Origin of the sequence: Bacteroides uniformis, assembly GCF_025147485.1 — a bacterium.
GTDB classification, from domain to species: domain Bacteria; phylum Bacteroidota; class Bacteroidia; order Bacteroidales; family Bacteroidaceae; genus Bacteroides; species Bacteroides uniformis.
On the sequence record NZ_CP102263.1, the window covers coordinates 3,872,509 to 3,884,840 of the forward strand.

Here is a 12,332-nt window from a genome sequence, read left to right on the forward strand (position 1 = left end):
TCATGAGAGACTTCATCATCACCAGCCTGCAAACATGGGACATCGAAATAGGTAGTACCATCAAGAATACTGCATTGGAAATTTCAAAGCAGAACCGAGTGCTCTACATAAACACTCCGATGGACATTTCCATCCGGCTGAGAGGGAACAGACAATCTCCGTCCTACATCCGGCGCATGGCTGTCATCAAGGGAGAGACTTCACCGCTCCGGCAAATCAACGCCAACATGTGGGTGCTGGACTGTCCTTTCATGTTGTTCTCGGCCAACTTCCTACCTGCACCGCTTTTCAATATCGTCAACAGAAAAAACAATGCCCGCATAGCCCGATGGATTGTAGAGCAGGCTGCCGCGCTCGACTTCAAAAATTACATCCACCTTATCGATACAGACATTTACCGCAGCCGCTATCTAAAGGAGTATATCCATCCGTCTGTTAGCATCTATTACCGGCGCGACTACGTCATAGGCGAAGCCTACTGGCGCAGGCACGGCACCCGTCTTGAACCGGAACTGGCTGCTTCGGCCGACCTTGTTCTGGCAAACTCCACCCGTTTTGCCGCAGAGTTGCAAGCCTACAATCCCCATACCTACCCCATCGAAACCGGCGTAAACCTAAAGCTGTACAATCCGGCCAAGAAATACGAAACACCCGGTGACATGCAAGACATTCCACGCCCTATCATCGGATATATGGGTACGATAAACAGTACCCGCCTTGACGGAGACCTGCTTTATCAGATAATAAGTCAGCGTCCCGATTATAGTTTTGTGTTCACCGGACCAGAAGATGACATTTTCCGTCGGAACCGTATCCATAGTTTGAAAAATGCCTATTTCACCGGACAAAAAAAAGTGGACGAATTACCGGCCTACATAGCTGCCTACGATGTCTGCATCAATCCGCAAATGGTGAACGAGATTACCGACGGTAACTATCCATTGAAAATAGACGAATACCTGGCTATGGGTAAACCCACTGTCGCAACCAGTACCCACACCATGCGCCACATATTCGCAAATCACACGCACCTGGCCACCACCCCGGAAGAATGGCTTTCGGCCATAGACCGTGCTGTGACCGAAGCCGATGACGAAGAACTTGCCAAACAGCGCATAGCCTTTGCCGAGACCCACAGCTGGGGGCACAGTGTAAAGAAAATATACGACATAATCGATAATTTTTTGAAGGAGAAAGCTACATGAACTATCGTAACATAGACGACCTGAACCATTGCATCCTGCAACATCTCAGCATTCTGCCACGGGATTTCGACCTCATTGTCGGCGTGCCCCGCAGTGGCATGTTTCCCGCCAACCTGCTGGCGCTCTACCTGAACCTGCCGGTCACGGACATAGACTCTTTCCGCAACGGGCATATCTATCAGACCGGAGAACGGGGGAAAACTTTCAACATGAACAATATACATAATGTATTGGTTGTGGATGATAGCATAGCCACGGGAAAAGCCATGAAGAAATGCCGCGAGCTCCTGAAGGACATAGAACATTTATACAACATCCAATATTGCGTCATTTATGCAGTCCCACTACACTCCCATTCCGTAGACTATTTTTTCGAAATAGTCGATTATCCCCGTTTCTTCCAATGGAACATAATGAACCACTCCATCCTGCAAAAAACGTGTATGGACATTGACGGCGTGCTTTGCGCAGACCCCACTCCGGAAGAGAACGACGACGGCGAGAAGTACCGTCATTTCCTGCTGAACGCTCCTCCGCTATTCATTCCCAAAGTCACCATCGGCACACTGGTCACTTCACGCTTGGAGAAATACCGTCCGGAGACGGAAGCCTGGCTCCAGAAGAACCATGTAAAATACAATAAGCTCGTCATGCTGAACCTGCCGGATATGGCTGCACGCCAACGGGCGAATTGCCACGCCTCCTTCAAAGCCAAAGAATACGGTTCATCCACAGACAACATGCTGTTTGTAGAAAGTTCCATGACACAAGCTGTCGAAATCAACCGCCTGACCAAGAAACCGGTACTCTGTACGGAAACGTTCCAGATGATTTATGAATCCAAATCGTTGTACTACAACCTGAAGTCGGGAGAAACATTCCCGTGGCTGCGGCGTTTTATGATAAGGATGCGCAACAAATTAAGCTCTCATTCAACCTCTTCCACCTGTAATAATGGCTGTAAAATGTGGAAAAAGTTTTTTCAACGAAGCGTATAACAAAAGATTAACAAGAATAATCACCAAAGGGCTAACAATATAAATAAGCATAAATTGCCAATCAGAAACGGGAGACATAAACTTAAACAGAATACGGACGAACATATTCAAGGGAAGCTGGTGACATGCATACACTAAAAAACAAGAGCTTATCAAAAAATAAGAAGATTTCCATCTTTCCCGTTCCACAAAGTAAGCAGTCAAAGCTATAATCGATACAATGCCCAATAATATGCCGGCATTGGCTACATATAGAAATCCATCTGCTCCTCTTACGCCAATTGTACCTATAGCAAAAAGAAAGTACAAGGCTACTCCCCAAGGAAAAAAAGATTTAAAGTCAGCAACAAAGTTACGTCCGGTAATACTAAACCATGCTCCCACAAAAAAGAAAAAGACAGCATCCATTCTTGGAATCTCCAAAGTTCCCCCTACCAGCCAAATACAACCAAACACTACCAATATATACCAACGAAAATAACGAAGACACCAGTATACTAATGGAGAAAAGGCCAACATGACCATTAAATCACGTATAAACCATAAAGCTCCATTTACCGGCATTCCATTAATATTCCAAAAACTAATCAGATAATCACAAACAGTATAATCGCTCACTTGTTTATAAGCACCTGATGTCAATTGTACCGGTGATAAAACTGTAACAATCCAATGTCCCACAAGTACTACAAAGTTCCAAAACAAATATGGTATTAATAAGGTTTTAATCCTTGACTTTAGCTTCTTTTTATAGACATCAACAGAAAAGGCAGTGCGAAAGAAAAAGAGATACCCTGAAATAAAAAAAAATAAAGGAACTGCCACTGAAGCCAAAATACGTGATATAAAAAAAGAAGTAGTATGATATATCGGTATCCCTGAATCCGGAATATCCAATCCCATAATACCTTCAAAAAAAGAATGCCACAGAACGACTCCAACAATCATAGGAAACCGCAGTACATCTATAACTCTTGATTGCAAAATATTTTTTTCCATTTGATTTAAGTAATCATGTACAAAGTTAATGATTTATAGATGTTTTACAAATTCTCCCCCATTTTTTTCGTGCACTTTTCTTTTTCGTATAGTAAATGGTAGAATACCAATAATTAAGTATCTTTGCCAAGATATTTTTTAACTAATAATGAACATAAAAAAACAACCTTGACCCTCCAAAGCGGAGGTCAAAACGCAGTAAGCATCGAAAAGAATACTGCACACAGTAGAAATCCATTATTGGATCAGTTGGAAATCATTGCAGAGGCAATTGGCGGCTTGCTGGAAGGGAAATCGTCTTTCTCCCAAAGCGAACTGCGCAGTCTGGCCCACATACGGCAGATGACACGTATGCACAAAACAAAGTCCGGAGAGTAATAGCCACTGTGAGTCAAATGTTTACGAATGTAACAAGTAGAAGGCCGCCTAAAGAGCGAGCTCCACCGGCTACTTTCTATAAAAAAATCACATATTTCACCATTGTAGGCTTCAGTTCCCCAGACGAAGGCCAGAACCCCCATACAATAGCTTCTGGACACGCCAAAGCATACATTAAGCCTACAAAAGTCCATTTGCAGGCTTATCCTATTATCCCTACCTTTGCATCACTAAACATAGAGAAAAATACTACGGAAAACGCCGTCGCCACAACAAGCAGCCCCGCTTTACGCACTACTTTTTCCCTCTAAAAAAATATATATGAAAAAGAATTTTTATTTCCAACACTCCTTAATGTCAATGTTCGACCCCAGAATGAAACACTTGGTAGACAACGAAGGACTCAGAGGACTGGGTGCCTACTGGATTATCATCGAAAAACTGTCAATCTTGCCAGAACCGCGCGCGCAACTGGATTATCTCCGTGCCTACTGCGACAGCAAGAAAATTACCTTATGCTACCTTAAGAAAATCATCCTGGAATACGACCTTTTTGAACTGGACGAAGACGGATACTTTATGCCCAAAGAGTTGAATCCCCTACACAAAAAAGGCGAAAAAACGGAAAAAACTACTCAGGAAAAGCCGGATTCCAAAGCAAAAAATGACGAAAAACAGCAAAAAGTATCGAGGAATAAAAGCAAAAAACAGTCTGATTTGTCAAGCAATACACTAAACAACAAGCATTTAGCTAAAAACGCCACAAATACTAATAAGAAGACTATAGATATTAATAAAACAACAACAGCAACAACAGAAGAAAAAGAAGCTGCTGCTGCCGATGCACTTTCATCACCCCAAACAACACCCGCTCCCATCGAACCCTGGCATACGCTGATAGACAAACTCACCGAAGAAAGTGCCTGGCTGGACGTGGCCTGCATGCACAGCGGCTATGGCAGCTTGCTGAAGACGCACATCAAAGAGGCTGTGGAGGTATTCAGGCAGCACGTCATACTGCACGACAACGGCAATGTGCTGCTGAACATGAAAGACACCCGACAATATTTCGTCAACTTTGTAAGGGCCGGCCAGCGCACCTCGCAGGAACTGCATATGCTGTTGCAGGGCCTCGAAAAGCAGCAGTCCGCCGCTGCACCTCCCGACCCCTACCGCTACGAGCTGCTTGTGGACGGACGGCGCACCTACCTGGGCTGCCCCATCCCCGACGGAGCGCCACCCCGACCAGACAATACCGCCTTCTGGAACGAAACTGCCCGTTCGTGGACGTCGCAAACCCCGCCGCCTTCATCGAAAAAGCCGAAACAGAAACCCGGCTGAAACGCCACACTCCGGCACCCGGAATGCCACACGTCAGCGTTCCGAATGCCACATGTCAACGTTCCGAATGCCACACCTCAGCACGTCCCAAGTGTGGCATTTACCCCCGTGAAGTGTGGCATTTCAACCCGCTAAGTGTGGCATTTCAACCCGCTAAGTGTGGCATTTCAACCCCTCAGGCTGCCCTGAAACTAAAATCTGCGTCTAAAAAATTATCAGAAAACTACTAAAGCAAACCTATATGAGAAATTTCCATCAACACGGCATTGATACCCGCGGCCGCATCAGCGGCAAAATCAAGATCATCTGCCCGCAATGTAACGACACCCGCGGACACAAAGGCAACAAGTCACTCTCCGTAGACCTGGACAAAGGCTTGTGCTACTGCCACCACTGCGGCTACAAGCTCTACGTGCCCGACGACGCCGAAGAACGCCTCAAGCAGCAACGCCGCGACATGCACCGGAAGCCCACCGCACCGCCCCAGCACTTCCGCCGTCCCACCTTCAACCCTGCCCGGATGCAACTCTCCGAGAACCTGGAACGCTACTGGACCACCGTCCGCTGCCTGCCGCAGGAGCTGCTGCGCACCCTGCGCATCACCGAAGAGACGGTGCGCCTCCCGGAGAGCAGCCAGGAGGAGAACTGCATCTGCTTCAACTACTTCGAGAACGGGACGCTCGTCAACACCAAGTACCGCAGCGCCCTGAAGCACTTCATGATGGTGAAGGGGGCCGAGCTCATCCCCTACAACGTGGACAGCATCCTCGGCACCCCGGAGTGCATCATCACCGAAGGCGAGTTCGACGCGGCAGCCGTCATCGCCGCCGGACGCAAGGACGTCGTCTCCGTGCCCGCCGGCGCCCAGAGCAACCTCACGTGGCTGGACCGCTTCGTGGAGTCGCACTTCGAAGACAAGCAGACCATCTACATCGCCGTAGACGAGGACCCGGCAGGGCAGTCGCTCCGGCAGGAACTCACGCGCCGCATCGGAGTGGAACGCTGCCGCATCGTGCACTTCGGCGAGGGCTGCAAGGATGCCAACGAGCATCTGGTGAAATACGGCGCCGAAAGCCTCCGCATCTGCATCGAGCAAGCCGAAGAAGTGCCCCTGGAAGGCATCTTCACCGCCGAAGACTGCCGCGACGACCTGCGCTCCCTCTACGAGAACGGCCTGCAGCGGGGTGCCGACACCGGCTGGGACAACTTCGACGAACACTGCACCTTCGAGCCCCGCCGCCTGCTGGTGATGACCGGACGCCCCGGCGACGGCAAGTCCGAATTCACCGACGAGCTGGTGCTGCGCCTCTGCCTGCGCCACGAGTGGAAAATCGCCTTCTTCAGCCCCGAAAACATGCCCATCGCCTACCATCTGCACAAGCTGGCGGAGAAGCTGACCGGCCACCGCTTCACCCCCGGACCGGGCATGACGGAAGCCGTCTACGGGCAGGCAGTGGGCTGGCTGGACCGCAACGTGTCGCACATCCTGCCCGACGACGGGAGCTACGGCATCGACCACATCCTGGAGAAAGCCCGCCAGGTGGTGCGCCGCAAAGGGGTGCGCATCCTCGTCATCGACCCCATGAACCGCCTGGAACAACGTCTGGAACCGGGGCAGACGGAAATGGACTACATCACCGACACGCTGAACAAGCTGGGACGCTTCGCCACCCGCAACCAGTGCCTCGTCATCCTCGTGGCCCACCCCCGCAAGGTGAACCGCAACGAAAAGGACGGCACCCGGCGCCGTGTCGAGATGAACGACATCAACGGCTCTGCCAACTTCGCCAACATGTCCGACTTCTGCCTCGTGGTAGACCGTAACGACACGAAACAGATAGCCACCATCTACATCGAGAAAGTCCGCTTCAAGCACCTGGGCAGCGCCCACACCGAGGCCAAGTTCGTCTACAACCACCTGAACGGACGCTACTGGCCCTGCGAGGAAGACGTCATCCACCCCCCCCAAGGAGAGCAACTGGGACCGGTGAACACGCAGTTCGACAATGAGAATTGGTTGAAAAATAATGAAGAACAAGGCAGGTTATTCGAGTAAAAATCCGTATCTTTACAAGACGGAAAGAAGAGAATAGGTGCAAGCATGTGCAAACTGTGCAATCACGTGTTATCCCTATCAAAGAAAACATACAACCTGAACTTTAAAGAATATGATGAAACAGAATGATTCCTTTGCAGAGCCACGCTTCCCCGTCCGCAGTTACGGGAAAGGCGAACTGGCCATGTACTACCTTCCGGGCATTGCCCAGCAGACTGCCGTCAACCGGCTGAACGAATGGATACGCACCGCCCCCGGGCTGGAACAACGCCTGCTTGCCACGGGCATGAACCCTTATTGCCGACGGTACACGCCCGCACAAGTGCAGCTTATGATTAATGTCTTCGGGGAGCCTTCTTAGAAGGTTCCCCCCCTTTTCACATAAATCCTCACCCCCACTCTGTCTATATGCTCACGCAATGCCTCGTTTTCAAGATTGGCATATACCACCACTTCACGCACTTCATCAAAACGAGCTAAAACAGCACATATCCTGATTACTGTTTTCCAACATATTCCATGTCTTTTTATTCAGTTTACGCACATCTATGCGAATACAAATATACCTCCTATTTGTCACAAATCCAAAACAAAAGAAACAATAACCTCCCTTATCCTCTCCCAACCTCCTCCTACCTCCCCCAACCTCCCATCCTCCCTGCCCCATGTCCTATCTTTGTATCAACGAAACGGAGCAGAGGCCATCGCCGCGGAGACACCTCCTTTCCCCCTTCGGAATGAAACATTAACCATTAAACATCAAACATCATGCCAACAGCATTAGTAGTGCGCACACAGCGCCACAAGAAAATCGGAGACAGCAGCTCCCCCATGGTCTACACCCTGAAACGCAAGCCCCAAGATGCCAAAATCTTCGACCTTGCCCGTATCGCGCAAGACATTGAAGCACTGGGAGCCATGTCGGCCGAAGACGTGGAGCACGTAGGCAAAGCCATCGTACGACAGATGCGCCAGACGCTGACGGACGGCAACAGTGTCCGTCTGGACGGCTTCGGCATCTTCCACACCACCTTTAAATGCCGTACCACCGAACTGGCCAAAGACTGCACCGTGAAAAACATCGAACGCGTCAATATCCGCTTCAAGGTAGCCAACACCCTGCGGCTGGTGAACGACAGCAACGCCACCACCAAAGGTGGAGCAAACAACCTCATCTTTGAGCTTGTAACTGCCGACAAGGATAGCACCGGTGGAGGTTCCGGCGGCAATAATCCCGATGGCGGAGGTTCCGACGGAGACCAAGGAGAGAATCCGCTGGGATAAAAAAATAGGGGTTAGCGATAAGCTTGTGTTCCCTAACCCCTACCCCTAATCACTAACCCCTAACCATTAACCATTATGAGTACAAAATCATCAGCCTGGGATAAGATTCTGAAAGTAATCATTGCTGTAGCTTCGGCACTTTTGGGTGCATTCAGCGCACACGCCATGAACAGCGGTGGTCCCTTTTAGCGAACAGCCCCCAAAGGCAAACAGTAAAGAAAAATGAGAAAAATTGATTTGATTGTGATACATTGCAGCGCCACGTGCGAGGACCGTCCCTTTACCGGGCAAGCTCTGGAAGCCGCGCACCGCCGACGTGGATTTGATGGCACGGGCTATCATTTCTACATCCGCCGTGACGGACAAATCCTGACTACCCGCCCGGTCGAGAGGGCCGGCGCCCACGCCCGCGGCTACAATGCCCACTCTATCGGAATCGCCTATGAAGGCGGATTGGACCACTATGGGAATCCCAAAGACACACGCACGGAATGGCAACGCCACTCGCTCCGCGTATTGGTCCGCGCTTTGCTGATGGACTATCCGGAAGCAAAAGTGGCGGGACATCGCGACCTCAGCCCCGACCTGAACAACAACGGAGAGGTGGAACCGATGGAATGGACGAAACAATGCCCGTGTTTTGAAGTAAAAAAAGAGAAGTGGTAACCAAGAAAAGGGAGGTGACAAAGCATGACAAAAGCTTTGCCACCTCATTTTTTATTCATACATTTGTTCTAATTAAGCAAAATGCGCATCAAACAAAGTTCAGCCGTATGAAGTACCCTATTGGAATACAGAGTTTTGAGAGCCTTATCAATGACGGATATATCTATGTGGACAAAACCGCCCTGATTTATCAGTTAGTACATACCGGTCGTTACTACTTCCTGAGCCGCCCGCGGAGATTCGGAAAGAGTCTGCTCATCAGCACACTGGAAGCCTACTTCAACGGGCAGCAGGAACTGTTCAAGGGACTGGAAATGGAACGGCTCGAAAAAGAATGGACGAAATATCCGGTACTGCATTTGGATTTGAACACGAGTAAATACGATGAGAAGAACAGTCTTATCGACATATTGAACGATACCCTCTGCCAATGGGAAAACATCTACGGAGCCGTCTCCAGCGAAGTCAACCCCGAACTGCGCTTCAAGGGAATCATCCGCCGCGCCTACGAGCAGACCGGCCAGCGCGTGGTCATCCTCGTGGACGAATACGACAAACCCATGCTCCAGTCCATAGGCAACGAGGAACTGCAGAACGAATACCGCAACACGCTCAAAGCCTTCTACTCCGTAATGAAGACGCAAGACCGGTATATCCGTTTCGGATTCCTGACGGGGGTGACGAAATTCGGAAAGGTCAGTGTGTTCAGCGACCTGAACAACCTGATAGACCTCTCCATGGACCGACAGTTCCAGACGCTCTGCGGAATGACCGACAAGGAGATACACACCTATTTTGAAGAACCGCTGCACCAGATAGCCGAAAACTACGGTATCACCTACGACGAAGTCTGCCTGCGACTGAAAGAACGGTACGACGGCTACCGCTTCCGTCAGAACGGAACCAATCTGTATAACCCCTTCAGCCTGCTGAATACGTTCCGTTCCTTGGAGTTCGGCAGCTACTGGTTCGAGACCGGCACCCCCACCTACCTTGTGAAACTGCTGAAAGACAACAACTTCTGTCTGCCCGACCTTACGAGTGAAGGAGTGACTGCAGAGACACTGACAGACGTGGAGTCGTTCAAGGATAATCCCATTGCCGTGATTTACCAAAGCGGCTACCTCACGATAAAGGAATATGACGAAGAATTCAACATCTATCGGCTGGGATTCCCCAACAAGGAAGTGGCCGAAGGATTCATCAAATATCTGGTTCCCTACTACATGCCGATAAAGGACAGTGAATCCGTCTATTAATAGATGAACAACAATGCCACTTGCTAAAAATGAAGCCAGCGCTTCACCTTATCCTTCAGATTTATATTGACCATGAAGCCAACCAACCACTTTTTAGCGGCCATAGGCATCATATAGAACAGAAGAAAAGGAAGCAGCTTCATCAAATTTTTATCCAAATGCCAATGTGACGGATAAGAAAAATGGCGGGATAAAAGATTTTCCAGATATTGCCGCTTCTTCTCCGGCGAAATACATGCAGAAGCATATACCCGGTTGGCATGATAAAGGCTCATTTTCATGATGTCCAACATCAGTCCGTTATAGAAAGACTCGCCGGTCAAAGAGTGTATATACCCAGACTTCAACAACTGCGTACCAATATATTGTTCTGTCAAAAACTCTGAATACCCTTGCAGCTCTTTCAAACTGGTGACCGATTGAGGATTATAAGTAAAGAACAGTGTACAATCCGGCAACAAGCGGCAAGAACGGGCCCGCAATATCACTTGATACGTAAACCAAGGGTCATCAATCAGATAATGAGGAATACAACGAACCTCATTTTTGCGCAGAAAATCCGTCCGATAAAGCTTGTTCCAAGTAGCTACAAAGATATTCTGCCCCCGTCCGTAACGATATTTAGCCACTGCATAATCTCCATCAGTAATTAGAGTATCCTCGTACTGGCATCCACCGGGATACACTTTTCCTTCCAAATCACGCCGGACGAAGGATGCCGCCACAAAATCCACTGGATGTTCCTGCATCTTATTATACAGCAATTCAATGCACTCCGGTATAAGCACATCGTCGCAATCCATTGTAAACAGATATTCCCCCGTCGCCTTCTCGACAATGGTATTACGTGCCGCCCCCGTACCCTGATTGACCACTTGGTCGATAATACGGACAGCACTTCCGCGTGGATGTTCCCCGGCTACCCTGCGAACTATATCCATACTATCCCCTTTATCATCGACAAAAATAAATTCAATGTTCGGATACGTTTGGTTAAGGGCAGACAATAATGTACGCTCTATAAGACCCGCAGCATTATAAATAGGTATGCCCAGCGTTATAAGCGGAAGAGTATTCATCTTTTTATCCATCGTTTCATTGTACGTAAAAAACGTTGCACATCCAGTATCAACAGAGGGGAAAGCGAAGCCAGACATAAGACAGCATAATCAATGGACAACCGGAAAGGCAATCGCTCTAACGCCGACCTTAGAGCCAATCTCTCCCGGCCAATGAACTCGCCTTTCTCTTTTCTATTATCACAAGCTGTATCCAGCCAAATGTGTACCCGTCGTATATCGTGTACACAAACCCTCATCCAGAAATCAGGGGCCGGATGTTCTTTCACATAGTCACTGTGGTTTTCGAGCCCTTCCAATAAAGACTCTATAATTCTTTTCTGATTATCAACATGATGAGACACCGACTGACTACGCATCCGATAATAATAAGCATCGACCGGAAGTGAACAGACAGCATTGGCATGATAAAAACAAAGAGGATTCAGCACACAATCCTCTGCCTTATTCCCTGGAATATAACGCAAACGGTGCTTTATCAGCAGGTCACGGAGTATCAAGCGATTGGTCAGTACCGGATTGTAATAGAAATCCTGATAGAGCTCTATCCCCGTCTTTATCGGTGATTCAGGTACGTCAAATCCGACAAAACGCCTGCATTTGCCGTCTTCAAAAGCCACATTATTGAATATCAGCATGTCCAAATGGCTTTCGCGGGTCTTCTCATAAAAACGAGACAACAAGCCGGGAGCAATGAAATCATCGCTGTCAACAAACCAGATGTATTTGCCGACCGCCTTTTCAATGGCTTCATTCCGAGTTTCAGCCGCTCCGGAATTAAGATGGGTAAAAACACGGATATTAGCATAATCAGCCCCATATTTCTGTGCTATCCGCAGACTTCCGTCAGTAGACCCGTCATCATAGAGTATTATCTCATATAGCTCTGACGGAACATCCTGATTCAACAAGCTATCTACACATTCAGACAGATAATCTTCCACATTGTATACCGGAACAATAAAACTCAGCCATTTCTCCATAAATTCATTATTCAACCATTTACCTACAAAAATACACAAAAAAAGGGAGCATACTATTTTTTTGTGTACTTTTGCTGGTAATAA

Annotated in this window: 12 protein-coding genes and 1 pseudogene; 10 read left to right on the plus strand and 3 right to left on the minus strand. The window is 48.5% G+C overall.

Annotated elements, in window-relative coordinates; all coding sequences use genetic code 11:
* Positions 1-2 precede the first annotated feature (2 nt).
* Positions 3-1,205: a glycosyltransferase gene (locus NQ510_RS15675; protein WP_005827494.1), complete on the plus strand. Its 1,203-nt coding sequence runs from the start codon at positions 3-5 to the stop codon at positions 1,203-1,205.
* Entirely contained in the window at positions 1,202-2,203 is a 1,002-nt protein-coding gene (locus NQ510_RS15680) for a phosphoribosyltransferase (protein WP_005827492.1), read from the plus strand. The genes NQ510_RS15675 and NQ510_RS15680 overlap by 4 nt, the downstream gene beginning before the upstream one ends.
* Here NQ510_RS15680 and NQ510_RS15685 read toward each other — a convergent pair.
* Positions 2,138-3,202 carry an acyltransferase family protein gene (locus NQ510_RS15685; protein ID WP_009038303.1) on the minus strand — a complete coding sequence of 355 codons (1,065 nt, stop codon included), beginning with the start codon at positions 3,200-3,202 and terminating at the stop codon, positions 2,138-2,140. The two genes, NQ510_RS15680 and NQ510_RS15685, sit on opposite strands and share 66 nt — an antisense overlap.
* Before the next feature lie 168 nt (positions 3,203-3,370).
* Between NQ510_RS15685 and NQ510_RS15690 the strand changes: the two genes are divergently transcribed.
* The 8 genes and pseudogenes from NQ510_RS15690 to NQ510_RS15725 form a co-directional block, all read left to right on the plus strand.
* Positions 3,371-3,580, plus strand: coding sequence for a hypothetical protein (locus NQ510_RS15690; protein ID WP_229031894.1), 210 nt, complete (start codon positions 3,371-3,373; stop codon positions 3,578-3,580).
* 321 nt (positions 3,581-3,901) lie between these two features.
* Positions 3,902-4,921, plus strand: coding sequence for a DUF7833 domain-containing protein (locus tag NQ510_RS15695; protein WP_005827485.1), 1,020 nt, complete (start codon positions 3,902-3,904; stop codon positions 4,919-4,921).
* A gap of 241 nt (positions 4,922-5,162) precedes the next feature.
* A complete protein-coding gene (locus tag NQ510_RS15700; protein ID WP_005827482.1) occupies positions 5,163-6,977 on the plus strand; it encodes a bifunctional DNA primase/helicase in 1,815 nt (604 codons plus the stop codon).
* Between the two features lie 112 nt (positions 6,978-7,089).
* Entirely contained in the window at positions 7,090-7,338 is a 249-nt protein-coding gene (locus NQ510_RS15705; protein ID WP_005827481.1) for a DUF4248 domain-containing protein, read from the plus strand.
* Between the two features lie 407 nt (positions 7,339-7,745).
* Positions 7,746-8,261: an HU family DNA-binding protein gene (locus NQ510_RS15710; protein WP_005827477.1), complete on the plus strand. Its 516-nt coding sequence runs from the start codon at positions 7,746-7,748 to the stop codon at positions 8,259-8,261.
* Between the two features lie 75 nt (positions 8,262-8,336).
* Entirely contained in the window at positions 8,337-8,450 is a 114-nt protein-coding gene (locus NQ510_RS15715) for a smalltalk protein (RefSeq protein WP_005827475.1), read from the plus strand.
* A 33-nt stretch (positions 8,451-8,483) separates the two neighbouring features.
* Complete coding sequence (locus tag NQ510_RS15720) at positions 8,484-8,927, plus strand: N-acetylmuramoyl-L-alanine amidase (protein ID WP_005827473.1); 444 nt, start codon at positions 8,484-8,486, stop codon at positions 8,925-8,927.
* 107 nt (positions 8,928-9,034) lie between these two features.
* A pseudogene (locus NQ510_RS15725) lies at positions 9,035-10,183 on the plus strand (ATP-binding protein); the annotation flags it as partial.
* A 26-nt stretch (positions 10,184-10,209) separates the two neighbouring features.
* On the opposite strand, the gene NQ510_RS15730 reads toward NQ510_RS15725, so the two are convergent.
* Together NQ510_RS15730 and NQ510_RS15735 are read right to left on the minus strand one after the other, a co-directional pair.
* Entirely contained in the window at positions 10,210-11,277 is a 1,068-nt protein-coding gene (locus NQ510_RS15730) for a glycosyltransferase family 2 protein (RefSeq protein ID WP_005827470.1), read from the minus strand.
* The gene (locus NQ510_RS15735; protein WP_005827468.1) at positions 11,262-12,248 is read right to left on the minus strand and encodes a glycosyltransferase; all 987 of its coding nucleotides are present in this window, start codon (positions 12,246-12,248) and stop codon (positions 11,262-11,264) included. Before NQ510_RS15735 ends, NQ510_RS15730 begins: the two co-directional genes overlap by 16 nt.
* Positions 12,249-12,332 lie beyond the last annotated feature (84 nt).

What these genes read in the sequence shown, in the direction of transcription:
- NQ510_RS15675 (WP_005827494.1), top strand. Translation starts at nt 3, where the DNA reads ATGAGAGACTTCATCATCACCAGCCTGCAAACATGGGACATCGAAATA.
- NQ510_RS15680 (WP_005827492.1), top strand. Translation starts at nt 1,202, where the DNA reads ATGAACTATCGTAACATAGACGACCTGAACCATTGCATCCTGCAACAT.
- NQ510_RS15685 (WP_009038303.1), bottom strand. Translation starts at nt 3,202, where the DNA reads ATGGAAAAAAATATTTTGCAATCAAGAGTTATAGATGTACTGCGGTTT.
- NQ510_RS15695 (WP_005827485.1), top strand. Translation starts at nt 3,902, where the DNA reads ATGAAAAAGAATTTTTATTTCCAACACTCCTTAATGTCAATGTTCGAC.
- NQ510_RS15700 (WP_005827482.1), top strand. Translation starts at nt 5,163, where the DNA reads ATGAGAAATTTCCATCAACACGGCATTGATACCCGCGGCCGCATCAGC.
- NQ510_RS15705 (WP_005827481.1), top strand. Translation starts at nt 7,090, where the DNA reads ATGATGAAACAGAATGATTCCTTTGCAGAGCCACGCTTCCCCGTCCGC.
- NQ510_RS15710 (WP_005827477.1), top strand. Translation starts at nt 7,746, where the DNA reads ATGCCAACAGCATTAGTAGTGCGCACACAGCGCCACAAGAAAATCGGA.
- NQ510_RS15715 (WP_005827475.1), top strand. Translation starts at nt 8,337, where the DNA reads ATGAGTACAAAATCATCAGCCTGGGATAAGATTCTGAAAGTAATCATT.
- NQ510_RS15720 (WP_005827473.1), top strand. Translation starts at nt 8,484, where the DNA reads ATGAGAAAAATTGATTTGATTGTGATACATTGCAGCGCCACGTGCGAG.
- NQ510_RS15730 (WP_005827470.1), bottom strand. Translation starts at nt 11,277, where the DNA reads ATGGATAAAAAGATGAATACTCTTCCGCTTATAACGCTGGGCATACCT.
- NQ510_RS15735 (WP_005827468.1), bottom strand. Translation starts at nt 12,248, where the DNA reads ATGGAGAAATGGCTGAGTTTTATTGTTCCGGTATACAATGTGGAAGAT.